Annotated in this window: 26 protein-coding genes and 1 pseudogene; 12 read left to right on the forward strand and 15 right to left on the reverse strand. The window is 57.5% G+C overall.

The features are described 5' to 3' along the window. Positions 1-66: 66 nt before the first annotated feature. A complete protein-coding gene (locus KEC45_RS17780; protein WP_242774327.1) occupies positions 67-1,017 on the forward strand; it encodes an SAM-dependent methyltransferase in 951 nt (316 codons plus the stop codon). 167 nt (positions 1,018-1,184) lie between these two features. On the opposite strand, the gene KEC45_RS17785 is transcribed toward KEC45_RS17780, so the two are convergent. The 7 genes and pseudogenes from KEC45_RS17785 to KEC45_RS21995 all read right to left on the reverse strand — a co-directional run. Continuing rightward, positions 1,185-1,457 carry a hypothetical protein gene (locus KEC45_RS17785; RefSeq protein ID WP_242774324.1) on the reverse strand — a complete coding sequence of 91 codons (273 nt, stop codon included), beginning with the start codon at positions 1,455-1,457 and terminating at the stop codon, positions 1,185-1,187. Between the two features lie 163 nt (positions 1,458-1,620). Beyond that, entirely contained in the window at positions 1,621-2,355 is a 735-nt protein-coding gene (locus tag KEC45_RS17790) for a MobA/MobL family protein (RefSeq protein WP_252171216.1), read from the reverse strand. 189 nt (positions 2,356-2,544) lie between these two features. Then, entirely contained in the window at positions 2,545-3,309 is a 765-nt protein-coding gene (locus tag KEC45_RS17795) for a hypothetical protein (RefSeq protein WP_242774318.1), read from the reverse strand. Positions 3,310-3,625: 316 nt separating this feature from the next. After that, the gene (locus tag KEC45_RS17800) at positions 3,626-3,913 is read right to left on the reverse strand and encodes a hypothetical protein (RefSeq protein WP_242774314.1); all 288 of its coding nucleotides are present in this window, start codon (positions 3,911-3,913) and stop codon (positions 3,626-3,628) included. 31 nt (positions 3,914-3,944) lie between these two features. Continuing rightward, positions 3,945-5,972: an LPD7 domain-containing protein gene (locus tag KEC45_RS17805; RefSeq protein WP_242774311.1), complete on the reverse strand. Its 2,028-nt coding sequence runs from the start codon at positions 5,970-5,972 to the stop codon at positions 3,945-3,947. Positions 5,973-6,343: 371 nt separating this feature from the next. Beyond that, complete coding sequence (locus KEC45_RS17810) at positions 6,344-6,763, reverse strand: hypothetical protein (RefSeq protein ID WP_242774301.1); 420 nt, start codon at positions 6,761-6,763, stop codon at positions 6,344-6,346. 45 nt (positions 6,764-6,808) lie between these two features. After that, positions 6,809-6,895 (reverse strand): annotated as a pseudogene (locus KEC45_RS21995) (hypothetical protein); the annotation flags it as partial. A 196-nt stretch (positions 6,896-7,091) separates the two neighbouring features. Here KEC45_RS21995 and KEC45_RS17815 point away from each other — a divergent pair. The 5 genes from KEC45_RS17815 (at position 7,092) to KEC45_RS17835 (ending at position 10,505) form a co-directional block, all read left to right on the forward strand. Then, entirely contained in the window at positions 7,092-7,568 is a 477-nt protein-coding gene (locus tag KEC45_RS17815; RefSeq protein ID WP_242774298.1) for a hypothetical protein, read from the forward strand. A 22-nt stretch (positions 7,569-7,590) separates the two neighbouring features. Then, positions 7,591-7,863, forward strand: a complete 273-nt coding sequence (locus tag KEC45_RS17820; RefSeq protein ID WP_242774294.1) for a hypothetical protein — start codon at positions 7,591-7,593, stop codon at positions 7,861-7,863. An 88-nt stretch (positions 7,864-7,951) separates the two neighbouring features. Continuing rightward, positions 7,952-8,794: a ParA family protein gene (locus tag KEC45_RS17825; protein WP_242774291.1), complete on the forward strand. Its 843-nt coding sequence runs from the start codon at positions 7,952-7,954 to the stop codon at positions 8,792-8,794. Continuing rightward, positions 8,794-9,381 (forward strand): hypothetical protein, encoded by a 588-nt coding sequence (locus KEC45_RS17830; RefSeq protein WP_242774287.1) that lies wholly within the window; start codon positions 8,794-8,796, stop codon positions 9,379-9,381. The genes KEC45_RS17825 and KEC45_RS17830 overlap by 1 nt, the downstream gene beginning before the upstream one ends. 116 nt (positions 9,382-9,497) lie before the next feature. Next, on the forward strand, positions 9,498-10,505 hold the full coding sequence (locus tag KEC45_RS17835; RefSeq protein WP_242774284.1) for a hypothetical protein: 1,008 nt from the start codon (positions 9,498-9,500) through the stop codon (positions 10,503-10,505). Between the two features lie 256 nt (positions 10,506-10,761). Here KEC45_RS17835 and KEC45_RS17840 read toward each other — a convergent pair whose 3' ends face one another. Together KEC45_RS17840 and KEC45_RS17845 are read right to left on the reverse strand one after the other, a co-directional pair. Continuing rightward, complete coding sequence (locus KEC45_RS17840) at positions 10,762-11,535, reverse strand: hypothetical protein (protein ID WP_242774281.1); 774 nt, start codon at positions 11,533-11,535, stop codon at positions 10,762-10,764. Beyond that, a complete protein-coding gene (locus tag KEC45_RS17845) occupies positions 11,528-12,394 on the reverse strand; it encodes a hypothetical protein (protein WP_242774278.1) in 867 nt (288 codons plus the stop codon). The genes KEC45_RS17840 and KEC45_RS17845 overlap by 8 nt, the downstream gene beginning before the upstream one ends. Positions 12,395-12,740: 346 nt before the next feature. Here KEC45_RS17845 and KEC45_RS17850 point away from each other — a divergent pair, with 346 nt between their 5' ends. The 3 genes from KEC45_RS17850 (at position 12,741) to KEC45_RS17860 (ending at position 15,062) form a co-directional block, all read left to right on the forward strand. Then, positions 12,741-13,073: a helix-turn-helix domain-containing protein gene (locus KEC45_RS17850; protein WP_062186695.1), complete on the forward strand. Its 333-nt coding sequence runs from the start codon at positions 12,741-12,743 to the stop codon at positions 13,071-13,073. Between the two features lie 231 nt (positions 13,074-13,304). Beyond that, on the forward strand, positions 13,305-13,967 hold the full coding sequence (locus KEC45_RS17855; protein WP_242774274.1) for a thermonuclease family protein: 663 nt from the start codon (positions 13,305-13,307) through the stop codon (positions 13,965-13,967). 501 nt (positions 13,968-14,468) lie between these two features. Further along, complete coding sequence (locus KEC45_RS17860) at positions 14,469-15,062, forward strand: TetR/AcrR family transcriptional regulator (protein WP_242774271.1); 594 nt, start codon at positions 14,469-14,471, stop codon at positions 15,060-15,062. Between the two features lie 12 nt (positions 15,063-15,074). Here the strand turns inward: KEC45_RS17860 and KEC45_RS17865 are convergent, their stop codons facing one another. The 5 genes from KEC45_RS17865 to paaA are packed head-to-tail and all read right to left on the reverse strand — an operon-like array spanning position 15,075 to position 18,681. Further along, on the reverse strand, positions 15,075-16,151 hold the full coding sequence (locus tag KEC45_RS17865) for a 2Fe-2S iron-sulfur cluster-binding protein (RefSeq protein WP_242774268.1): 1,077 nt from the start codon (positions 16,149-16,151) through the stop codon (positions 15,075-15,077). A gap of 9 nt (positions 16,152-16,160) precedes the next feature. Continuing rightward, complete coding sequence (paaD, locus tag KEC45_RS17870; protein ID WP_368389949.1) at positions 16,161-16,637, reverse strand: 1,2-phenylacetyl-CoA epoxidase subunit PaaD; 477 nt, start codon at positions 16,635-16,637, stop codon at positions 16,161-16,163. Continuing rightward, the gene (gene paaC / locus KEC45_RS17875) at positions 16,634-17,386 is read right to left on the reverse strand and encodes a 1,2-phenylacetyl-CoA epoxidase subunit PaaC (RefSeq protein ID WP_242774266.1); all 753 of its coding nucleotides are present in this window, start codon (positions 17,384-17,386) and stop codon (positions 16,634-16,636) included. Before paaC ends, paaD begins: the two co-directional genes overlap by 4 nt. 8 nt (positions 17,387-17,394) lie before the next feature. Further along, positions 17,395-17,676, reverse strand: coding sequence for a 1,2-phenylacetyl-CoA epoxidase subunit PaaB (paaB, locus tag KEC45_RS17880; protein ID WP_242774260.1), 282 nt, complete (start codon positions 17,674-17,676; stop codon positions 17,395-17,397). Between the two features lie 18 nt (positions 17,677-17,694). Then, positions 17,695-18,681 (reverse strand): 1,2-phenylacetyl-CoA epoxidase subunit PaaA, encoded by a 987-nt coding sequence (gene paaA, locus KEC45_RS17885; protein ID WP_242774249.1) that lies wholly within the window; start codon positions 18,679-18,681, stop codon positions 17,695-17,697. A 547-nt stretch (positions 18,682-19,228) separates the two neighbouring features. Here paaA and paaG point away from each other — a divergent pair. The 3 genes from paaG to KEC45_RS22000 all read left to right on the forward strand — a co-directional run bounded on the left by paaG (position 19,229) and on the right by KEC45_RS22000 (position 22,608). Next, positions 19,229-20,020: a 2-(1,2-epoxy-1,2-dihydrophenyl)acetyl-CoA isomerase PaaG gene (gene paaG, locus KEC45_RS17890; RefSeq protein WP_242774246.1), complete on the forward strand. Its 792-nt coding sequence runs from the start codon at positions 19,229-19,231 to the stop codon at positions 20,018-20,020. A gap of 31 nt (positions 20,021-20,051) precedes the next feature. After that, on the forward strand, positions 20,052-22,076 hold the full coding sequence (paaZ, locus tag KEC45_RS17895) for a phenylacetic acid degradation bifunctional protein PaaZ (RefSeq protein ID WP_242774242.1): 2,025 nt from the start codon (positions 20,052-20,054) through the stop codon (positions 22,074-22,076). Between the two features lie 130 nt (positions 22,077-22,206). Next, complete coding sequence (locus KEC45_RS22000; RefSeq protein ID WP_368389974.1) at positions 22,207-22,608, forward strand: recombinase family protein; 402 nt, start codon at positions 22,207-22,209, stop codon at positions 22,606-22,608. A 72-nt stretch (positions 22,609-22,680) separates the two neighbouring features. On the opposite strand, the gene KEC45_RS17900 is transcribed toward KEC45_RS22000, so the two are convergent. Then, on the reverse strand, positions 22,681-24,831 hold the full coding sequence (locus KEC45_RS17900) for a TonB-dependent receptor (protein WP_242774233.1): 2,151 nt from the start codon (positions 24,829-24,831) through the stop codon (positions 22,681-22,683). Positions 24,832-25,165: the final 334 nt, after the last annotated feature.

Here is a 25,165-nt window from a genome sequence, read left to right on the forward strand (position 1 = left end):
ATCCATTCGCCTACGCACCCCCGCCGCGATGTCCCCCGCGCAAATCCGGCCTTCTGCCGACCTTAAATGCAATATGACGCCCATATATATTATGTCTTCTATAGCCAAAAAATAGAATATCTGAAAAAAAATCACTCATCAGCTTGGGAGAACCTGCCGGCCATCCTAAAACCTAGGGTCGGCAAAATACAAATGCCCGACGAGATTGAATTTTGTCTCGAAGGTGTAAAAATGAAAAATTTTATGGAAGCGAGTGATGTACTGCTTGACCAGTATTACACACGTCAACACGTAGCACAAAAACTCTATCGATCTTTCCGGAAATTATGCGATCCAGAGCGATACCAGCTAGTCGAGCCGAGCGCCGGTACGGGATCGTTTTTCATGCTGATGCCCCAAGGGAGCTTGGCGTTTGATGTTGATCCAAAGTTCCCTGGCATAGTTACAGCTGATTTCCTATCTGTTGAAATCCGCAGCGAACGAGAGGTGGCTGTGGTCGGCAATCCGCCGTTCGGCCGGAGTGCCAGTATGGCAGTACGCTTCTTCAACCATGCTGCATGGCAGGCGAGTGTCATCGCACTGATACTGCCGCGAACCTTTCGGAAGGCTTCCATAGAAAATCGCCTCGATCGTAACTTCCATCTAATCCACGAGGAGACTGTGCAGCGTGACGCGTTCCTATTCAGGTCCAAGCCGTACGACGTACCGGCTATATTCCAGATCTGGGAGCGTCGCGATGAGCTGCGAGAGTTGCAACATGTCGCAATCCATCACCGGGATTTTAGCTTTACGACGCCAGATCGAGCCGACTTCGCGATACAGCGCGTCGGTGCGCGAGCAGGCCGCGTGCACCGAGACTTCACGCGGAGTCCGTCTTCCCACTATTTCATTCGAGGCGAGGTGGAGCCAATAATGAAACGGCTCAACTTTACCAGGGTCGCGCTCAACGTGGCGGGCAATCCGAGCTTGTCAAAGTCGGAGATCGTGTCGCTCTATCGCCAATTGACCGGGAGGTAAGCATTTCCCCGAAAAGCCATCATCTGAGATCTCCGCTTCCTTGGAGACATTGGCTCCTCGAGTCACACGGTTCGAAATTAGAGAATGCCGTGTTTTGCGGGCGAGGCGAACCGCATGCAAATCATTCTGGTAAATTGTCGCAGTCAAAATGGGCCTAACAGCCGATTTCAGCGGTTCAGAGGATAGAGCGAGCGAAACGTCGTCACACGCATCGTAGAGCGCATGGCGGCGTGCAACAACTTGCGATCTTCCGACGCCGCCGTCCAAGTCGCTGGCACTTTGCGGCCGTTAAGCGCTTCCACTATCTGAGTGTGCCTAGCTGCCGACAGCCGGTCGGCGATCCGGACGATGAGCAATGCAAACAGGCGCGGCATTTCGCGCATAAAAATGACGGTGGCACACACGGCAACGACCACGGCAATTGGTCCGACGATAAACATTTCTTTTCTCCTCTGATCTTCAGATCATCCTCTCCGCTCAATTCCTCTCCCCATTCCGGCCTGTAGGCATGGCTGCCCGATCCTTCCAAGGTGCCAGAAACAGCAAATTGATATTCAGAACGTCCGGCACCGGGCGTTACCGGTGCTCGGTGCCGACACGATCTCAGCGGGATTTTTGCGTTGTCGCTGCCATGACATATTCGGGCGGGACGATCCCGGTCCGATCCCACCAACGCTCCGCGAGGCGCTTGCGAGAATTGTCCGTCCGCAGCCAGTTCTGCCGGACCTTGCCGTAATCGCGGTGCTCGGGGTCATATCCTCGCAAGGTGATGAGGAGATGCGCGTGCGGCGCGATTTCGGGTTGATCGTCGCTTTCCGCCTGATGATGAATCGCCCAGTCGACCACCATGCCGCGGGCCACAAGAAAATCCTCGGCAAAGCCTTCGATCAGATTGCGCCAGAAGGCGAGATCCTCATGACGCGGCAGGCTGCCGACGCAATGTGCAATGGTCGGCTCGTCGGGCCTATACCGGGCCGCATTCTCGTCCGCTTGTGCCCACAGCGCGATTCCCCCCAGTTTGGGTCCGGCGGCGCGGGCAGGAGCACATCGGCCCGCCGCCGCAAGGTCAGAGCGCGACGCCCAGTTCGGCGTCGGACCCCATTCATCGACGCTGTTCTGGCGGTTGATGTAAGCGTAGCTCGCCTGCGCCGTGCGGTGGGTGCGCAAGAGTTCGGGCGTATAGCGGCTTGACCGGTCCCGGATCACATAGCGGGTGTTGAACGGGCGGATGTTGTGGATGGTCGTCATTTGGTACTTCTTTCTACGAATAAAAAGGGGCCGCATCGCTGCGGTCCCCTTGCTGAGTTTGTGTGTGATGGAGAAACGGCGAAGCGGCACCGCAGCGGCTGCCGGGCGTTGATTTACCGGATATTTAAGAGTGGTCGTTAGTGGCCCGCCGTCGGCCGTGACAGCGGCCCATCGCATGCGAAGCGTTGTGCATATGCACGCTCGCAGGCCTCGCTGCTCGAGCGACCCGAGCAGCGAGGCCATTTTTTCATCGATAGTGAGTTTACGCGTTAGGCGCGCTCAGGCGTGGAACAGGCCGTCCTCGAAGCTGACCCATCTCGCGGTTTCGTCGCCCGCAGCGAGGCGTTGTCGATAGTCGCGATAATGGTGCGCGAACGAGTCTGCGCGGCGAATTGGGCGTGAGTTCCCGATATCGGCGAGCGCGGCTGTCAGATACTCGCTGGCATCGATCCAGTCGCGAAGCGCCAGCATGGTCTCGAAGAAGGGTTCCGGCCGCGCGCTGCGGAACGCTTCGACATGCGCCCACAGCATCAGGCGTGCCGTCGCTATGCGAAGCGCATGGTCTTCGGCTGCCGCCGGCGCGGAGCGCGACCAGGCCAGCTCGATGTCCGCATCGCCGATCTCGGGCATCGGGATCGAGAAGCGACGGCACGCTGTTCGCTCATCGAACCCATGGTTACCCATTGCGGCGGGATCGATAGCCGTCTCGCCAAAGCAGAGATCGGCAAGCGCCGGCTCAACGAAGAAGCGCCGGCTCATCGCGTCCATCGCCAACGTCATGCGATCGGCCGTGGACACGATCTGGACTGCGGCCGGCAACAGCGTCTTGTCGAGCAAGTGCGGCAATGGGATTTCCGACTTGCGCGCGTCGGAGACGCAGATCGTGTTGATCCAGCGATGACCATCATCTTGATCGACCATCGTCAGGACCGCCGCCGCAACCGGCCTGCGTGCCAGCGCCGGATGCTCGTCTGGTATGTCGTTGACGGGAATGCACGCCAGACCGATCACCTGCAGGCATTTGGGAAGTTGATACTCGTTCACGATATTCTCCTTTCGGAGGATCAGGGATCCGAGACAGAACTCCTGCCTCTTTTCCTTTCACCCTGTTCCTCGCTTCCCGCGTCAGCGTCTCCATTGTTCAGCGGGCGCGAAGGCGCGTCCCGCTTTTCCATTTGGCGAACATGCGAGGTCGGTCTGCGGCTGCGCCGCAGGGGTGGTCGTCATTTATGGGTGGCAAGTATTTCTGGGAGCCGGTGATCGGCGGCGGCGGCTGCCGATTAGTCTCTTCCCCATAGACTGGTACATGAGCAGAAGAACGACGTTGCGCCTGTGGTGTCGACGAAACGTACTCTGCGGATCAATCCGATCCGCGGCTTGCTTCTTCAGCGACTTCGGCCAAGGCTTCGCGCTCGTCACAGGCGATGACCGGATCACGCCCTCGTCCCCACGTATATTCCTTGAGCACTTTGCAGAAGCAGCGGATGTCGGTGTCGAATAGCCACATCGCAGCCCGGCACGAGGTGCAAGCGGGATCGGGCGTCAACGTCACCCCGGATGCCGGATGGCTGAGTACTGGGCTGATATGGTCGTCATCTCGCCGCAGGGTTTGGAACTGGCTCGGCTGGAAAACATCGTTGGTCGGCACTGCAATTCTCCTTGGTGAACAGTAAATTCGGTCATCGCGACCAATCAGCGGGTGGCCGGCTTCGGGCCTGTTGCATCGTGTTTCTCGGCTCATCTGGCCTGATTGGCCCCGACCGGCGATCGGCATCAGTGTATTTATGCGGACCCGCGCGGGCGACGCTTGTGTCACGTTCGCGGTATTCTCCGGGATCCCAGTCCCAGCGGGCCAGCCGCTGTGCGACGACAGCCCGGACCCGGCGACGCAGGCGCATAGGCAGCCGATATCCTTCCGAAGCATTGACCGGGAATGCTGTCACATCACGGTCGATACCGCCCGCCCTGTCGGCCTCGGTGCTTGGGTCCGCAGTATGGGATGCGACATTTTGACTGCGGCCTGCAGCAGCGTCGATAGCCGCGTACCAGCGCTCAGCACGCCGCGAACGCATGCGCACCGTTTCTGGCTGCAAGATCGGACGGGCTTGAACGGCTATCCCGAGTTCTGCGCCGAGCCGTTGAGCTTGGCGAATAAAGTCCTTGCCGCCAAACGCTGCGACATCTCCATGACGATTCATTGCTACCAACAGCGCAGCCCGAAGGGTCGCGTCGGAAGTATTTTGTAGCCAGATGCGGTTGCCGCGTTCGACGAATGCAGGCTGCCGAATGCCTTCTTCGATGGACCAATATTGGGTCGCATCGCCCACTTCGACGGACCGATAGCCGTGCAATTCGCGCGGGCCCGGCTGAATCGGCGACCATGGCAGATCAAACGACGCATCGCTTCCCTCGAGAGATGGGAGATCGACCGCCGCAGGATCCGGGAATTCGTCGATTTGAGCCCGCAATTGGCGGAGCGCAGCGATCCGGGCATCATATTGCACCCGAACGTCGGCGATCCGGGATTTGAACATCGATGAGACCGCTGACTGAAGCGCACCAACCCCGATGACCGCAGGGTCGGGCGCAAGCGCTGCAACCTCGGCGCGGCAGATTCGACGCTCGGCTTCCAGCATCGTCACCGCGGCTAATTTTTCCGCCATTAACCGAGCGATGCGTTCTTGGATAACAGCGCATGCGGCAGTCCGATGCCGGTCGCGTGTCGCCCAGGCTCCCGCCCTTTCCTGGTCGATGATGCGTGGAATGAACTGATGCTCAGGCGGTTCGGGCGTCGTCCAGGGTCCCCATTTCTTGATTAGCCGCGGCATGCTCAGCTTTCGGTCCACGACCGACATCTTGACGCGATGAACGCCGTCTGCGCTTCGTAGCTCGCCGCCTGATCCTGTCTGCACCGCCATCACGCCGTGCTCGGCCAGTGCCGTCTGGGCCTCACTCCAGTTCCGGGCGGAATGCAGAAGTGGTGCGAGTTGCTTTTGGGAAAAACGCGTAAAAGACTCGACGCCGCTTTCTTCCTCCCATTGCAGGGTTTTGAGTGATGGCGAGGGCTGCTTCGCCTTATCGGGCTTGGTCACAACCGGCTCAACGCGGCGAACCATTTGGGCATCGGCTACGTAGCGAGCCCCTGGTTCCGGTCTCAGTCCAAGCTCATATTCCAGACGGGCACACGCTCGCTGCATTGCTTCATGCGACAAACCCGAAGGACCAAAGGGGGTGGCGCCGCCTTTCTCGTCAAGGGTCACGATCAAAAAATGCGGATGCAGATTGTCGGTGTCGCCGTGCAGTGTCCACAAGATCAGCGCATCTGTGCAACCAAGTTCTTCGGCCAACACCATCGCTATCCGGCTGCAGGAATTGCCATCAATTTTCTCATCGCCGTGCACCGACGCGATCACATGTCGCGCCGGCTTCTTCGACCGCGAAGAGCGCAGCGCGAGGCGACGTTCCATTTCATCGCGAGCGGAGGCCCAATCCATGTTTTGCCCTTGGCTCAGGCCTCCAAGGTCGATGACGCGTTCTTCCTGCGGTGCGTCGGGCGACTTGTCAGCCAACAAATAATGGGCAAGATCCAGACCAAATTCGTGAGCCTGACCATTACGCTTGGCAGTTTCCATATAGCGGGCGAGCGACCGCGCATGGTGGGATCCCGCGCCGCCCTTTTCTTTCGCCGGTTTTTCGACAATGACCATCACTGGGAAATGGTGGCGCTGCGCGGCGCCGCCAATCTAATCTTCCGTAACAATCACCTACAGCGTGGGACTACTACTAACGTGGCCGAATTCGCCATGGCTGCAAGAAGCGAAGCGCCGAGCAGCCGTGGCGTCGGCTTCACCTCTCAGGTGAAGCCCCATCCTGTGTCAAAAAAATGGACCGGTATTTCATTGCGCCTCATAGCGCAGCCGCACCTAATAGGCTGGAACACAACGTGATCTTGGGCGTCATGTCCGAACATGACATAACATAACAAGGCAGTGCAATGGCCCGGCAGGAGGCTCCGGATCGTCAGCGATGGCCTAAGATTGCTGGCGCTAGGTTTGATCAACCCATCGACGTCGCCACGTCAGTAGTCAGGCGCCGGCATGCGAGCGGCTTTAAGGCGATCTTCAGTGCCGCGTTTTCGGGCGATGCGCCTTAGCCAAGGGGTGATATCTTTCGCGTCCAAATAGGCTTCGGCATCTTCGACGCCATCGAAACCGAGCGCCTTGGCATAGGACTCGCTAACGTCCCAATAGTTGGCAGAGTGCCGGGTTCCCACGATGCCCCGGGGCGTCGCCTCGGCGCGTTCGAACTTCCTCACCGAGCTGATGCTGATCCCGACCGCCTGTGCAACATCGGCCATTGAACGTTTTCCGATCCAGCGCGCAAGATAGCAGCGATAATTGCGCCATCCCGCCGGCGCGTCGCCTAGACCGGCTTCTTGAGGCAAATGTTTGCCCAACACCTCCTCACGCAAAAGAATATCGCGAAATGCGCGTGACATTTTGCGTTGGCCACTTTCGATCCTCGAGATTGTCTCCCGGCTGTAGCCAGTCCGTCGTGCGAGCTTAGCCTGTGTCAAATTGCACGCTTTCCGGGCCTTTCGTAATTCAGCCTCGGGTTCGAACAGTCGCATTGAGTATAACTTTCTCTAAAATTCCGCATGCCGATGAGACCGCAGATTAATCCTGAATAAAAATATGTGACATTTTGCATTTTAGTCAATGCCTCCAGACTAAAATGCTGGGATGAACACATCATCGCCCCCACCAAAGCTCGCAAGCGCAGCGCTATCCGAAGGACGAACGAGGTTACCTCAAGGCAAGCGTCCATTGTTTGATGCCGCGGCCATCGAGACTGTGGTCAATGCTCAGCGCGAGGCAGACGTCCAAGATCCTCCTCAGCGGCGCGTCCCCCTTATGGGCGTCATTCGAACGGCAGCGCCGTTAATCCTTACTCGCCGTGCCAATGGCTGGACCGACGCGCAAATCGTCGAATTCCTGCATGAGCTTGGCGTTGCAATCTCGGCAGAGACTTTGCGGGTGTACCTCAGCCGCCTGCGCCGCGAAAATCCGGAAGAACCATCCATGGAGATGGACCAGATCGCGGAGTCGAGTGACGAAATGGATCCGCATGCCGCGGCAGCCCCGTCCGATCCCGCGCCGCCAGATAAACCGCCCGAGATCGTCGAACCACCGTCTGCCCAGGATGAAGCCATCCTGACGCGGTCCCAAACTTCATCAGCGCGCGAGACCAAGACGATTGAGACCCCGTTCAAGCCGGGCATCGATCTCGATGAAGAAATCTGATCCCAAACGAAGGAAAAATTAAATGGCGACCAAAGAAATAGCACGCAGCCCCGCGATCTTCTGCTGCAAGCACAAGGGCGGATACAACCCAACGACTCCTATCGAGAGAATTTGGCACGCGAATGCCGGAAAGCTTTTCGCAGACGTGGACCAGATAGCGGCGTCGAGTGCCGAATCTGGTGCTCATGCGACTGCAGCGCAGTCCGGCGCCGAGCAATCAAGCAAGCCGCCCGAGACCGCCGTGCCAACGGCCGCCGAGACCGTGGCCGCTCCTTTACCGCCCCAGGCTTCATGAAGACCCTAGACCAAGGAAGATGGCCTCCGTTTGCCTCGCGCATCGGGCTTCGAGAAGAAATCTGATCCGAAACGAAGGAGAAATGCGAATGACGACCAGAGACATAAGACGCCGCATTGCAGTCATCGGCGCCAAAGATAAGGGGGGCGCAGGCCTCAGCACGACGGAGACCGCGCTCGCGACCGTTTTGCGGGCCACTGGCGAAGGTCATTTCCGTGTCCAGATCGTCGACGCCGACAAGGCCAATGGCTCTCTGACTCAGCGTTTGGGCGAGCGCGATGATTCTGGCAAACTGCTCGCTGAGCAGGATCCCTATAAGGGGATTATCAAGGCTGATCTGTTCGATCGCGACGGCGCCCGCCCAATCTTTCACGCGATAGAATCAGATGCTGAATTTGTAATCATCGATACGCCGTCAGGGTCGCTCGATCGCTTCGGATCCCTGTCTGAATCGCTGACGGCCCGCGATCTTGTCGATCATATTCGCGACAATGATCGCGAGCCGATCGTTCTTGTCCCCTTTGGACCAACCGTTGCTGCTATCCGCGGCGTGGGCAAGGCCATCGATACCTTCGGCGAGGTGTCTTATGTCGGGGCTCGCTATATGGCGGGAGTGCGGGATGACGACTATCGGCTCTGGTCGTCCGAACCTCTCACTAATTTTTATGGCCGCACGGTCGGCGGTAACGTCCGTCGCAAGTTCGAAGAAGCGGGCGGTCAGGTCATCGACATGCCACCCGCCCCCATGCGGCCGTTCGCGCTGGCGGAGGCGCTGAGCCTCACATTTGCCCAGTCCGCGACTCATGTCGGTGGCGATTATGAACAATATGACCGGCTCAACATGGCCTCATGGCTTAACAAATGGGTTCGCGAGTTCCAGAAGATCGAAGACCTGCTGGGTCTCGAAGGCATCGAATGGAGGCCTTTCTGATGAAAAAGCCCCATATCGATCTGCAAACTCTGTCTTCTACCTCGGCGCGAGAGCTGCTCGAGAAATATTTGTACGGCAGCGGCGACGTCGAACTGATCCTGCGCTTCGCCGAAGAACACAACCTTGAAAAGGACAATCTCGTCTGGCTGTTGACAGGCATATTGAAGGTCGGGAGCAACCTCGTGAACGATTTGCTGAGGGCTACCCAATACACGGGAGAGGTAATTGCAGTCGCGGAAACGCAGCGGCGGACGAGTATGCAGGACGCTGAAGAATTGGCGGGTCGACTGGTAGCTCAAATTTCTACCGCCGCCAGTCAGAGCGCCGGACAACTCGACATGCGGATTGCAAAAATTGAGCGGCTGGGGCGCGACGTCAGCCAACTTGCCGCCCACTTTGCGTCGGCGCACGGGGAATTCAAGTACACGCGTGATTCATTCCAAAAATTCATCGAAACGGAAATGCGCGTCTGGACCACAGAGTTTCTCGCACGAGCCCGCGAGCAGCTCAATCCGCAGCCCTGGAGGCTTTATGCCATTAGCGCATTCCAGACTGCGCTGATCATCGGCCTGTTCATTTGGCAATGATACTAATTGCCCACCTTGTCGCCGTGAAAAACCGTGCGCTCCAAGCCTCGGCGCATGTCGATCTGCCACCCTCAAAAAATTAACGGCGCGGTCATGTGCCATTGGAGCCTAACGCAATGAAAATGTGGTATAGACATGAGGGCAGGAGCAAAGCGTCCAAGCTCGCACTTGAAATACTTGAATATGTGGATGAGCATTTGAGGGGTTTCGATTGGCGTCCCCGAATTACATCGATCGGTATAAGGGCAGACTGCGGTGACACTTATGATTTCGAGGTCGAACTTGAATTCTCCTCGGGCGCATTTGTCGTTGTTCGATATGGCGATTGCGACGACACAGAACGAGGAGGGATATGCACCGACAGCTATGCGATCGGTCAGGCTATACGCGCCGTGTTTGAGGACTTTCGCAAAACAGGGATAAATGTTCTCTCCGCAATGCTTTATGACGCCCGCCATGAGGCACTAAAGACGCTATCGACATGGTCAGGAGGCGCAACGCATGCCGAACTGGTAAAACCGCGGCTGTTGAGAGACGAGTGGTGCGGAAGAGAAGAATATCTATCAGATTTAGAATTTCGAGTGCTTGATAATAAACTCAGACCTTCTGAACTCAATATTTTTGCAGACCATCCAAGTTTGCTGAACGCGGAGCTCAAAACGCACAGAGAACTTATGGACTTAAGATTCGCTAGGAAAACCGAACTGGCGCGCCAAGGAGCGGACGGGTCGATTGACCAAATCGCAATCAATGCTATCGCGCAGCGATGTGATATCGCTGACGGAATAAGGTGGGTCGCCAATCGGACTGTTGAAGCACGTCATCCTGATTTGTACTTGTATGTCCGAGACGGACACATTGGCTGCGAAGGTTACGACGCGCAAAATTCCAATTTTCACTGGAATGGTAGCTCGCTCACGTTGTGGAATTGCACCCTTCCCGAGATCGCGATCAGCCAATTGGCGGGTCAGCCGATAACTCGCTTGATCGAGCATCCCATATTGTCCAGCGACATGATCATCACTGAAGCCAGTTCGATAGAAATTGGCGATCAACAGGCCATCCAGGTAAATTTCGACCAGCCGAAGCGACTATTTTGCAAAGTGTCCGGTCGTTCATGGTGAAACATTTATATGGAAGGTTCCTACATCCAGTTTAGCATTATCCCAACAAGATCGCTGCCTTGCCGGGTGATATAGATTTCGCTTTCGACTTGTTCTGAACAGCTTCCTTGCCGAGACATCCCTCCGGAGAAAGCTGTCATGTCCTACGCGAATACAGAAGCTCCGTCATCGCGCGGACACGCTCAATTGGCCGTCGGCTCGACGACATGATAGACCACGCTCAACGGCCAGCTTGCATCTTCCCCGCGACGAGCGATCACCGAGCCAGGCCGCCCGCTCCGACTATGACCGACAACAAATGGCTTGTCAGCGCAGACGCGCCCTTTCGGTAGGCGATTTCACCCCAATCATCCCAACAGTGCACCCGCTCGGCGAGCCAGGCGAAGAGATCATCGCGCGAATTTGCATCGGCGAAGGACTGCGACCACGCGATATTGCGCGTCGGCATTCGCGCGCCAACCTTAAGTCCGGTCAACGTCACCAGGTATCGCCTTCCCAGATTTTCGCGCGCGAACACATGGCGGCGGAAACCCACCTCCCGCTCGAAGTCGATCAGCGCCTGCTCCCGCGCCTCGGCGTCGAGCCCCTTGTTCACGCTGACCGCTGCCACGACCGCCGCCATTGGCAAGCGCTCGAATTCCGGCTCGCGCGTGGCCTGCAGCATCATGAGGACGGACCTGCCCAATGAGCTCAGCCCCCCACCGAAGAGGTCCCTCCCCGCCGATGTCTCGACCATACCGATGCTGGCGAGCCAGCACAGATAGAATCGCCAGAACATCATGTCCCCGCCGAAAACATCGTGGTTGCTCTCCGTGCCAAACCAGCGCGCATCGATCGCGGTCATGACCCTCAGCATCAGTTCATGCTGTTCGGGTGCGAAGTGGACCGGCGGGAATCCAAGTTCTCCCTCCCAGAAGGCGTCCCTGACGCTCGCCCAATTTCGCCCAGAGGCATCCTCGTAGCCGCGCGGATTGGCTCGAAGCCACCAGCCCCACGGGAGTTCGCCGACGTGACGCTCAAAGTCAGCCACGGCCACCCCCGCGACGAGGGTCGAGGCCGAGCGGCGGCGGCGCGCCATCGCGCGCGGGCGCCGCGTCTCCTTCAGCGATTGCTCGCAGCTGAGCTGCGAGGGCGACCGTTTCTCTGACAACATATGCGTCGTCGCGATATATCCGTCCAAGCTCCGAGGACTTCGATCCGGAGGAATTCGGCCTAGCGTTCGGAATAAGATCAAAGGCATGATCGCAACTGAAGCCGAACCACCACGCATGCGAATCTTCGACCCGGTGGTCGGTTGCGTGTTCTACCGGATGGTAGACCGCCGGTCGTAATGTCACGTGACAGATGCGGCGCGCTTCGACGGCTAACCGACGCGTCGGACTCGGCCCTTCTTCGCACAGTCTTGAATAAGTCAAACCGCCATGCACATCGATCCCGATGTCCGGCGGAACGGCGTTTGCATCCCAGCCCCAGAGAGGGTGATCCTTGGGAATGCCGACATATCCGCAGAGAAAGCCATTATCCGTGTTACGCAACATGATGCAGTCGTATCCACTCGCCGTATCGCGCCAGCTGACCTTGTCCGCCTCTCCGAGCCACGCGCCCTTGCCACCGGGCCGCGCGGCCTGATCGTAGAATATTTCTTCTGCGGGAACGACGCATTCGCGAGTTGCATAGGCGCGGCCGGTAACGAGACCGACGCCGCCCTCTCGGGTGACATCGCCTCCGTCGCCGATCAGCTTCTCGGCGGCGAATTCGGAGCCGAGGATCGGCAGCAGCGTGTCGACCGTTGCGGGCACGACGACTAGCGTCGCCGTTTTCCTGCGTACGGCCGTCTGGCGCCGCTCAGCCGGAACAAGCGCCTGCGATTTGATGGTATTCTTAGCCATGCCTATTCTCCCGCTTGGTTTGAAACATCAATGCCACTCGCCCCCGACAAGGCCTCAGGGTGTTGTGCCGGATGGTCTCTGCGCGCGTATCGCGCTCGCTCATCAGCCGCCGGATAGTTGATCCAAGAGCATGAGTTCCGCCGAGTGGACGGCCCAGCCGCGAGGCTCGGCAATGCTATGCTGGCTATGGTCCAAGCGTCACCTCCAGTATGACAGATAATAACAATATCGTTCGATATATCATACGATAAGCGAAGTCAATCGATCGAACGAAAGCGTTCACTTGACCGAACGATCGTTGATTTCTATGTCCCCGATCTCATGGTAAGTTGGGTCTAAGGAGGTCATGGGCGTGTCGTTGGCGATGAGGCTGCAGAACCTTCGCACGTCAAAGCAGCAATCGCTTCAGGAAGTGGCTGACGCTATTGGTGCGTCGAAAGCCCATATCTGGGAGCTTGAGAAAGGCACCGCCAAGAATCCGTCGATCGAACTCGTCCGAAAGCTCGCCGATTATTTTGAGGTGTCCATCGCTCACCTTGTCGGTGAGAAGCCGGACGAAGATGGCGATGACGAGCAGTTGCTCGTAATTTACCGTCAACTGAAATCTCTCGATCTGCGCGACCGCTTGGTTCTTGGAGATATCATCAAGGGAATGCAGAAGCGCCGTTCGGGAGCTTAGAAGAGTCGGCGCGCTTGGCATTGGTCTGAAGGTTCGGCCAATACTGTCGTGGCCGTCACCGGCTCCAGATCCGCGGCGAAGGACTTCGGGGCGGTCGGCGCCTTGGTCGATCGAGCTATCGCCAATTCTGTCAGTCGGTCTTGGGGGCGAATATTTGCATAGCGGACATTCAGCTCAATCGATCGAGGATGATCAAGGAATTGGTAAGCGGACCGGGCTAGTTTATCCCCCATGAAATGGTTCTTTGTAATCGGGCTGGCGCTGACGCCGGCGTTCGCATTCGCGCAGGGCATTAGTGGCTCGGCCCGGGCGATGGACGGCGACACTCTCAATATGGCGGGGATCGTCATCCGCTTGCACGGTGTGGACGCCCCCGAGCTCAACCAGACTTGCGCGCGCGAGGGACAAAGCTGGGCATGCGGCAAAGAAGCGTCGGCGAAACTGGCGCAACTGGTCAATGGTGCCGAAATGCGGTGTGAGCAGCGCGATGTCGATGATTATGACCGGATCGTCGCCAGCTGCACCGCGCGGCTGATAGATCTGGGCCAAGCCATGGTCGAAGCGGGCCTTGCAGTTGCGTTGCCTCAGTTTAGCGATCGCTATCTTGGCGCCGAGGCGCGCGCCAAGGCCCTCAAACTGGGCATCTGGAATTCCGATTTCCAACAGCCGGCCGACTATCGGGCCGCCAATCCCAGAGCCCATCGACCCAAACCGCAGGCATCCGCCGCGCGTCAGCCTATTGCCTCGCCGGCGCCGTCCGGCGTCTATTACCGCAATTGCAATGCGGCATGGGCAGCGGGTGCCGCGCCGTTATACCGCGGTCAGCCGGGATATCGGCCAGAGATGGATGGAGACGGCGACGGCGTGGCGTGCGAACCATTCCGGCGGCGATGAGCAATGAAGATGGGTTGATAGAGGTTCAGCCAAAATTTCTAGCGCGGTGCTGCTACTTTACATACGGCGAAGACGTGACGATGATCGGCTCGAGAAAACTGGCACGATGGTCGCCGCCGGCGCGGATCCCTTTCTTTGGATGTGACGTGCTCCCCTGATTGTTGCCAGTCAGAGGTAGAGTCCGGCTCTTTCTGCGCTGCTACCCAACCTTGGACCACGCGGGCCTGATGTCAGATCTGCGTTGAACCACCGGGACGGTGGTTGCGGCGACCTCGGTCAAACGCCTGCGGACCTTGAGGACCGAATTGCGCACGTTGAGGCACCCGCCCGGAGATCATCATGAGGCTATGACCTCGAAAAGGGGCATGACCCCGGTTCGGATCGACAATCAGGCTTGACAGATACACGCAATTACAGGGCCGTTTGATACTCGAGAACCTTGACCCCCCCACGCAATGGCCTAGTCGGGGAGAGATTCCCGGACCTGATGAAAGACTTGTTATGGCCAGAACCCAGGCTGCCGACTACGAAGATCGCAAAGAGGCGATCCTCGATCATGCTGCCGCCCTTTTTGCACGAAAAGGGTTCCTAGGCACTTCCGTTCTGGACATTGCCCACGCCTGCGGAGCGTCGAAATCGCTGCTGTACCATTACTACCCGTCTAAAGAAGATGTCCTCGCAGGAGTAATGTCATCCCATATTGATGTATTGCTCAACACTGCCTCTGAGGTCCTGGCAGACGCTATGTCGGCTGATGAGAGACTGCGGCAAATGCTCCATCGTTTCTTGGAGCATTATGCTGGCGCGGCCAATCGGCAGAAGGTCCTGCTTCATGAACTCGATAACTTGCCTCCGACGGTTCGAAAGGAAATTGTTTCGAAGCAACGAAAGATCGTTGACGCAGTCCAGTCGCTGCTCGTTCGCGTCTTTCCCGATAAGCTGGCCGACCCCGCAACCGCCAGGGTCAAGACGATGCTGATCTTCGGGATGATTAACTGGACAAGCAACTGGTTCGACCAGAGCGGAAAGCTCACCTACGCCGATCTGGCCGATATGACCCTCGAAATGGCACTCGCTGGACGGGAAGTGAGCTAGCGACCACGCATCTCAAGCATCGAAATCAATATCGACATCATCCGAAATTGGAATGGCCTGGCAGGTCAGGATATAGCCCCGTTCAATCTCGTCCTGTGACAAGGCAAACTGGCGAATCATTTCGACCTCACCCTTGATTACTCGCGCGCGGCACGTCGCGCAGACGCCCGCCTTGCACGCGAATGGGGCTGGCAGTCCGGCAGCCCTGGAGTTCTCCAAAATTGTTTCGAGCTTGGGATCGTACCGTATGGTTCGAGTCTTGCCGTTTACGGTAATCCGGATGGGATTTCCTGCGGCGGCCTCTTCGAGCCGTTCCACGATGGCCCGGCGTTCAACGGTAAGTTCACCCGCCGCAAAGCGTTCGGTCTTGATTAGCTTCTGATCAAGACCGGCAGATTTGAGCACAGTTTCGACAGCCTCCATCATCGCCTCGGGTCCGCAGATGAAAGCTGCATCGATGGCATCACTGGGGAGAAAATGCTCAATGATTGCCGCTGCTTTCTGCATGTCGATCCGGCCGTTCAGTAAGACGAATTCATCGTCCTCGCGCGAGAGGAAATGGTGCACCGCGAGCCGGTCCATATAGCGGTTCTTCAATTGGGCTAATTCCTCGAGGAAGAGAATGCTGCTAACATCGCGGTTGCCATAGAATAACGAGAAATTGCTGCTCGGCTCGCCCTCTAGCCCCGATCGCAACAGGGACATTATGGGCGTGATGCCAGATCCGCTCGCGAACATCGCATAATGGGCCTTGCGGGCGCTGTCGAAAGCCCAGGTGAAGGCACCGGCTGGAGCAAGAGCTTCGACTGAAATGCCTGCAACCAGATTGTCGTTCGCCCAGTTCGAAAATTTTCCGCCATTCATGCGCTTTATGGCAATGCGCAGCTCCTTGTCTTGAGGTGCCGAGCAAATCGAATAGCTCCGCCTGACATCGTCTCCATCAATCATGGCTCGCAAGGTCAGGTGTTGGCCGGGCTCGAACTCGAACTGGTCGGACAAGTCCGATGGCACGGCAAAGCGAACTGTGATCGCGTGTTCGGTTTCCTTAAGAACCTCAGCAATGGCAAGTTGATGGAACATTGACGACATAGCTAATTCCTAATGGCATTTAAAACGATCGAACGGCTCACGGCACTCTATGCATTGCCACAGGGCTTTGCACGGTGTTGATCCGAAGCGGGAAATCTCCATGGTGTTACGTGAACCACACCGTGGACATGCCGCTTGTCCCGACGCTGGCTCGGGGGGCGCAATGCCGTAGCGAAGCAGTTTCTCCCGCCCTTCGAGCGTAATCATTTCGGTTGACCAAGGCGGAGTAAGGACGGTCCGGATCTCGACAGCCTCAAGACCGGCTTGGTCGAGTGCCACTCGGACATTTTGCCTGATCACGTCCGTTGCCGGGCATCCCGTATAGGTTGGCGTAATGCTGACCCACGATAGGCCATCCTTCAAACCAATTTCTCGAACTATTCCGAGCTCAACGATTGAAACTGCCGGAATCTCCGGATCTGGCACCTGCGAAAGCGCCTTGGCAATCTGAGCACCGACTTCATTCGCCGCGTTCACTGGCCTCACCAAGTCGCTGCTGGGTGAGCACGAGGCAGGACCTGCATGATCGCCAACATCATTGAGAGGTGCTCGCTGTGGCGTCCGCCCCGACCACCTTCAACACCCCGGACCTTCTCCGGCATAACCAGTCCTGCCTTCGCAAGCACGGCTCCAACGGCTTGCTCGAAATCGGTTCGCAAGGCCTGCCTCAGCGGAACTATGCCCCTTTCGGCACAATCGATCCAGGATTCATCATCGTGGAACAGATCGTCGATGAAACGCCAGTGCCACTCCAAACCATCCAGTATCCGACTTCGACTGTCTGCAGTCCCGTCCCCAAGCCGAACGATCCAATCTGCGGAGTATTCGGCGTGGTAGCGCAGCTCTTTAACCGTCTTTGCAGCTATCTCGGCGAGTCGATCGTCACGCGAATGGGAGAGCTGTTCGAACAGGGCTTCGGCATAGGTCGCGTAGAGGAAATGACGCACGATCGTTCGCGCGAAGTCTCCGTTGGGTTGCTCCACGAGTAAGGCATTGCGAAATTGCTCTGCATCGCGGTGAAACGCTAGGCGGTCTGCATTCCGGCCACTGCCTTCAACTTCACCAGCATAGTCAAGCAAGAGTGTCGCTTGACCAATCATGTCGAGTGCCAAATTCGACAGACTGAGATCAACTTCGATTGTCGGGGCACGCCCGCACCACTCGCACAATCGCTGACCCAGAACCAGGCAGTCATCGCCGAGCTGGACAAGCGAGCAAAATAGGGAATTGTCCATCACAGTCCTCACATGTGGTTCACGGATTCAGGAAGCACATAGAAGGATGGGTGGCGGTAGATTTTGTTTGCTGCGGGGTCGAACAGCTGCTCACTCTTGGCCCCGTCGGAAGCGACTATATCGGCTGATCGGGCGACCCAAACGCTGACTCCTTCTAGGCGACGAGTATATGTGTCGCGGGCATGACGCAGCGCCATTTCAGCGTCAGGTGCATGCACCGAGCCTGCGTGTCGATGCTCTAATCCGCCGCGAGCCCGGACAAATACTTCCCAAAGCGGCCAGTCCTTCATTTTAACCTCACTCTCAGATCATGCGGCTGCGCGGGCAGATCGCTTCGCCGCAAATGCATCGGCAGCCTCGCGCACCCATGCGCCCTCATCCCAGGCCTTTCGCCGCGCACCCATACGCTCCTTCGCGACAGCCCCCTCGCCGCGCACAACCGCATAAAACTCTTCCCACTCGATCGGGCCGAAATCATAATGGCCCCGTTCCTCGTTCCATTTGAGGACCGGATCCGGAATAGTCAGGCCGAGCAGTTCAGCTTGCGGTACGGTCGCGTCCACGAATTTCTGACGCAGTTGATCGTTTGTCTCGCGCTTGATCCGCCAGCGCATCGATTGCGCACTGTTGGGCGAATTCTCGTCAGGCGGGCCGAACATCATGAGCGCTGGCCACCACCAGCGGTCAAGTGCGTCTTGCGCCATGTTGCGCTGTTCGGTGGTCCCATTGACCATCGAGAGCAAGAGATCGTAGCCCTGTCGCTGATGGAAGCTCTCTTCCTTGCATATGCGAACCATGGCTCTCGCATACGGACCGTATGATGCACGCTGCAGCGGCACCTGGTTCATGATCGCCGCGCCATCGACGAGCCATCCTATCGCTCCAATGTCCGCCCAGTTCAAAGTCGGATAGTTGAAGATCGTTGAATACTTGGCGCGGCCTGCATGGAGCGCCTCGATCATCTCTTGCCTGCTTGTTCCGAGCGTTTCTGCCGCGCAATACAAGTAGAGCCCGTGACCACCTTCATCCTGGATTTTGGCCAGAAGGATCGCTTTGCGCTTGAGGCTGGGCGCTCTAGTTACCCAATTTCCCTCAGGAAGCATGCCCACGATCTCGCTGTGAGCGTGCTGCGAAATCTGGCGCACAAGTGTGCGCCGGTAGCCGTCGGGCATCCAATCATTGGGCTCGATGAAGTCATCCGCCGCGACCCTTGCCTCGAACGCAGCCAGGAGATCAGGATCTTCGACCAGTGCGGGATGTTCTGCGGCGGGTTTGCCCAGTTCCGTCGTGTACATGGTCTCTTTCGCTCCGGTTCCGATCAACCAGGGTCGGGTCGATCAGCAGGTTGACATCATCCTCAGACCAGCCTGCCTCAGCCTTGTCGACATGAGCCATAGCCAGCTCGCGGATTGCACGCAGACACCAAGCCATTGAGGGTTGCACTTGGACTCTGTTGGCAACTTGAAATAGATTTGATCGACCGAATGGTCAATTAATTTATGCTGTCGTGGCTGGGAAACGAGGTCATCAGCGAGTGCATCGCACTCCGACAGTGCAATTCGAGGAGCCTGCCTGTTGAAAGGCTCGTTCTGCGCACAGAGCGCGCCTAGCCTGGCAACGCCTACAGCTCCACGCGGCCGAGTGCGAACTATAACGTAATGAATCTCCGGGTCAGCAGATCCAACCCAGGTCCGGTCTTTAGCTGGCAAGCCGGCCCGGAACGAAACGCGAGAACGCTACGCTTGCAATCGCGCGTAAAGCTCTCGCCGCTAATTCCGCTTGCCATTCATTGTCCGTCCGGGCAGTTAATTCATAACGAGTCGAGCTATGATGGGAGGTGCTATGAGTTATGAGACCATCGTGGTCGACTTCGAAGAGGGCGTGACCAAGATCACGCTCAACCGTCCGGAGCGCCTCAACAGCTTCACCGTCCAGATGCATGAAGAGCTGGCAGATGCGCTGAGCAATATCGAGCGGTCCGATGAAGTCCGTGCCGTCCTTTTGACAGGCGCGGGCCGAGGATTCTGCGCAGGTCAGGATCTCTCGGATAGTTCCGTCGCGCCCGGCAGCGACGCGATCGACCTTGGGCACGCTGTCGATACCTATTATTCGCCCTTGGTGAAGCGACTCGCTGAGATGGCGAGACCGGTCGTCTGTGCGGTCAATGGGGTGGCTGCCGGTGCAGGAGCAAATATCGCGTTTGCCTGTGATATCGTTTTGGCCGGACGCAGCGCAAAATTCATTCAGTCATTTGCCAATATTGGTCTGATCCCGGACTCGGGGGGGACCTGGGTCCTTCCGCGACTTGCGGGTCAAGCCCGCGCCCTTGGCCTCGCGCTCACTGGTGAACCGCTTTCGGCCGAGCAGGCCGAGGCGTGGGGAATGATCTGGAAGTGCGTCGACGATGACGTTCTGGAGAGTGAAGCCATCAAGCTGGCCAAACGCCTTGCCGCTGGTCCGACCCGTGGCCTGGTTGAGACCAAGATGGCTTTGCGAAGCACCTACGACCGCACACTCGACGATGCCCTCGCCTTGGAGCGCGATCTCATGCGCGAGTTGGGCCGTAGCCACGACTATCCGGAGGGGGTTGCCGCTTTCATGGAAAAACGCGCGCCCAAATTCACCGGACAATGATCCGCCCATCACTTGCAAACGGATAATCAATATGACCATCAGGCTGCAGAACTACAGCGTAGACGCTTGGGTGAGCGGTGTCGGCGCGGAACAACCGGTCGTCTCGGCCATCAACGGCGAAGTGGTGGCCCTTGCTAGTAGTGGGGGCCTCGATTTCGCGGCCATGCTTGAGCACGCTCGCTCCGTGGGTGGCCCCGCGCTCAGGGCGATGACCTTTCACCAGCGCGCGAACATCCTGAAAGCACTGGCGCAGGCAATTATCGAGCGAAAGGAAGAGCTTTACGCACTTTCTGTAACAACTGGTGCAACGCGAGGCGACAGCTGGATCGACATTGAGGGTGGAGCTGGAACGCTCTTTTCCATGTCCGCAAAAGGCCGACGCGAGCTGCCGGATGACGTTCTCATTGTTGACGGAGAACTGGAGCAGATTGGCAAGGAAGGCACTTTCGTCGGTCAGCATGTCTACACCACCCTCCACGGTGCAGCGCTGCACATTAATGCCTTCAATTTCCCCGTCTGGGGCATGCTTGAAAAATTGGGACCAGCGTTGCTTGCCGGGATCCCGGTTATAGTCAAGCCAGCCACCGCGACTGCCCAGGTCGCCGAACACGCCGTCCGGATCATGGTCGAAACAGGTGTACTACCAAGAGGCGGACTACAGTTGATCGTCGGCCCGGTGGGCGACACATTCGACCACCTTGGCTGCCAGGATGTGGTCTCCTTCACGGGTTCGGCCGCCACCGCCGTGAAACTGCAAACCCACCCAGTGATAGCCAGAGAAGCGGTGCGCTTCATAGCGGAGCGCGATTCGATCAACGCCTCCATCCTGGGACCCGACGCAGATGCGGACAGCCCCGAATTCGGGCTTTTCGTCAAGGAAATCGTTCGAGAGATGACGGTCAAGGCAGGACAAAAGTGTACAGCGATCCGTCGAGCGTTCGTGCCTCGTGGACTGCTTGATCGCACCCAGCAGGAGATCGAGGATCGTCTCAGCAAGGTTGTCATTGGCGATCCTGCAAATGATACCGTGACAATGGGAGCGCTCGTCGGGATATCCCAACGGGAAGACGTGCGCGCCAAGGCCCGCGAACTCGCCACAGAGTGCAAACTGATATTCGGTTCGATTGACACCGTCGAAACCCTCGGCGATGCGGTGCGAGGTGCCTATCAATCCCCTCTTCTGTTCCGGAATGACGATCCCTGGACTGCGAAAGTTGTGCACGATCTGGAGATCTTTGGCCCTGTCTGCACCCTGATGCCGTACGATGACCCAGGGGACGCTCTTGCCCTCGCCAATCGCGGTAACGGATCGCTAGCTCTTTCGGTTTTCTCCCATTCGCCAGACGTGGTTCGCGCGTTTGTATTGGGCTCCGGGTCCTTTCACGGCCGGCTCGCTTTCATTGATCGAGATTGCGCGAAGGAGTCGACCGGGCACGGGTCGCCGCTGCCCATGCTGATCCATGGCGGCCCTGGACGAGCTGGCGGCGGCGAGGAAATGGGGGGAATGCGCGCCGTCAAGCATTACATGCAGCGCAGCGCCTTACAGGGAAGCCCGCGCAGTCTAAGCACTGTGGTGCGGCAATGGCTGCCTGGCGCTCCGCAAACTGAAGCAATTGCACATCCCTTCAGGAAACGCTTCGGGGAGCTCGAACTCGGATACACCCTGAAGACAGAATCGCGGACGATCACCCTTGATGACGTCGAGCATTTCGCGCACTTCACTGGCGACACCTTCTATGCCCACATGGATGAGGTAGCGGCAGCTGCAAGCCCGATTTTCGGTGGACGGGTGGCCCACGGCTACCTGATCCTGTCGTTCGCTGCAGGCTTGTTTGTCGACCCGGCGCCGGGCCCGGTCCTCGCTAATTTCGGACTTGAAAATCTTCGCTTCATTAAGCCCGTCAAACCGGGAGAGAGCATCAAGGTTGCCCTCACAGCGAAGGCCAAGTCCTTGCGGAGTCCGAAGATGGGAGAGGTCCGCTGGTCGGTAGCCGTAACCAACCAAGACAATGAGTTGGTGGCGGCATACGATCTGCTTACGATGAATGCAGTCTGACGATCTTTGACGGAATCAATCGCGTTCCTCGCGGACTTTTCAGCTGCAGTCACGTGGTGGATTAGGGCTGAGCGATCGCAAAGGTCGCCAAGCCTCCTCTTAGCTGTTTGCAGGCAATCCTAGCGGAACAATCGTCGAAACCTATGTCGAGGCGGGCACGTCCGGCTTAACGGACCGCCGTCCGGCACTCCAGCGGACGATCGCCGACGCCTGCGCGCAGCCGAAACACTATGACGCCGTATTCGTCCACAATTTCTGTAGATGCTTCCGCGATGAGTATGAATGCGAGGGATACCGCAGGAAGCTCGAAAAGGCCGGCGTCAAACTGATCTCGGCGACGCAGGACGTTGGCGAAGGCCCGCAACCGCCGCAGTATGACACAGCTACGCTTGTGCAGGGGCTGTCCACGCCATCGAGTCATATCCTCTTGCGCGCGAATGTCGTCCCGATCGGGCAGTCTTATCGCGAATTCCAATGGCGCGCACCCGAGGAAGAGACGCTGATCCGGCGTTTCGAGTTGTCGGCGGATTGAAGCAACTCGTCGCAAATAAAGAAGGCGGCACCCGTACGGGATGCCGCCTTTTCGACGTATCAGTTGCAATAATCAACCGCGAACGCGCAGCCCGATCCCGAACGTACGGGGGTGAGTGAAGATAGGCTCGAAAAACGCCCCAAAAGAGGGAAGCACGATTCTACGTTCGTCGAATAGGTTGCGCACAAATCCATAAACCTCGAACCGGTCGTCGATGAGCGCGCCGATCTTGCCATTCACTGCTACCCGCGACTGGCTTTCTTCGATCGCTGTCGGAAATGTTAAAGACCGCAGCGTGATCTTTGCTTCATCGGTAAAATTAATATCAAAATGCGAGATCAGTTCTACGCCGTCGTTAAGCTGTGGAGTCCAGTCGACTGCAAGGGAGACATTAACATCTGGCACCAAGTCAAGCGGATCGCCTTTGATATTGCTGACAGTGTCAGTATCGAACCGCATATTGTTATAGCCGAAGGAACCCATCACTGAAAAATCACGCGAAGGCTTGGCCCTGAAACCGAAATCAAATCCGAGACCACTCGCCTCGCCTGAATTCACGGCGATTGCCTGACCGGGATTATTGGGATTGATGTCGTTCGTCTGAACATTCTTATAATCGTTGTAGTAAACCGAAGCCTCGACGAACAGGGTGTCATCGATCAGGCTCAGCTTCGTGCCGGCTTCGTAGGTCCAAAGATCTTCAGGATCAAAGCTGGCCAGTTCCAGCGGAGCACCGGAACCGTTGAACCCGCCGCTGCGGAAACCCTTTGCCGCCGAAATAAAGAAAATCCCCGAGCCGGTATCGGCAGTAAGGCTGACGCGTGGGTTAAACGTATCGAAGCTTGCGCTGTCCTGGAATACCGAACTCGCGGGAAATCCCGTGATTTGGAAGTCGCTTGTCAACGATCGCTTGTCGCGGAAGTATCGCCCGCCGGCTTCGAATGTCAGCCAATCAGTGAGCTTGTAGCCCAGATTTCCGTATAGAGCCCAAGTCTTGGACTCTGCCGATTGGTCGACATTGAAAACTACGCCCAACGCTTCGGCTGGCAATCCGGGAACAGCAGACTCGCCGGTTCCGATGATAATCCCATTCACATCGGTGTCTGTATAGACGGCGCCGAACAAATAGCTGAGAGGGCCGTTCCCATTCGAGGTTAGCCGGAGCTCCTGTGAGAATTTCGCCGTGTTGCCTATCGAGTCGCTCAAGGCGTTAACGAGCAAAGGCGCTCCAAAAAGTTCATTAAAGAACGGCCCCGAATCGTCGATTGAGCGTCCATCGCTGTCCAGATAGCCCGTTGAACTCAATAGCGTGAAGGATCCCGCATCATATTCCAGGACGAGGTTGCCCAGAGAGAATTTCTGCTTCGCGAGCGAGTCAAATCGCTGAGTGGTGTTTTCGCCGTCAAAAGAATAACTCTTGAAAGCCTGCGACCGCTCCGAATAAATGCCGAGGAGCGATGCTTTGAACCCGGTGCTGGGCTCGAGGACCAGTTTTACTTGCAGGGCGCGAGTATCGATGCCGTTGATATCTTTACCCGGAGGCCCGTCGGTCCAGCCTCCCGCATCGTTATACATTCCTGCGAGGCGAATCCCGGCCACGCCGGGAGCGATGGGGATCGAAACGCCCGCCTGAGCCCTAAAACCCGTTTCTCCACCCTTGATGAAGGATACTTCGCCCAATCCGTCGATCTCGATTTCATTGAGGCTGGGGTCGCGGGAAATGTAACGGATCGTGCCGCCCATCGATCCTTCGCCGTAGAGCACGGGCTGGGGGCCGCGCAGCACCTCAACTCGCTGCATGTCAAACAGCTGGATTTCCGGTACGCCCGAGGCGCCGATATTGTTGATGGAGAATTCATCGACATAATTGCCGACGGTAGGCAAACCCTGAAACTGCGAAACACCACGAAGTTGGATGCGTTGGGATCCTGGACCAATGTCGACTAGGCGGAGCGCAGGCACGGCTGCCTGCAGATCGCCAAGCGCCGAAGCGCCGCGATTGGCGATTTCATCTTCGCCGATCGCGCTCACTGCGATAGGCACATCTTCGAGCCGCTCGGCGCGTAATGTAGCCGTAACAATAATGACCGAGCCGTCGCTATCAGCATCCCCCTGTGGCTGAGTGTCAGCTTGCTGAGCGCTCGCTGGCGCGGCAAAGATCACGCTAGACATGAGGGCAACGCCCGCGAGCAGGCTGCCTTTACGCAAAAAAATCCCCTTCATTAACGCCTCCCATTGGACTGGCACGGTTGCTCCCGCTCAAACGCATCTTTCTCCGTGAACCTACTCGATACACTAATGCATCGTGCCTTATTGCGCCCAATAAGGCAAGAGGCGATACATATATGTATTGAGATGTTCTTTCTGATCTGCCCCCTTCTGAGTGATCCAAAATTGATGATATTTTGGACGACGAAGGAGATATGGAATGCCGAGCAAGAAGCATCGCCCGGAAGAGATTATCGGCAAGCTGTGTAAAGCTGAGGTCGTGCTGGCGCAGGCGTGATTATCCCACACCAGCATATCACGCACCAAGTTCTCGCCATTTATCATTTAT

Source organism: Sphingopyxis sp. USTB-05 (genome assembly GCF_023822045.1).
Taxonomy (GTDB): Bacteria; Pseudomonadota; Alphaproteobacteria; order Sphingomonadales; family Sphingomonadaceae; genus Sphingopyxis.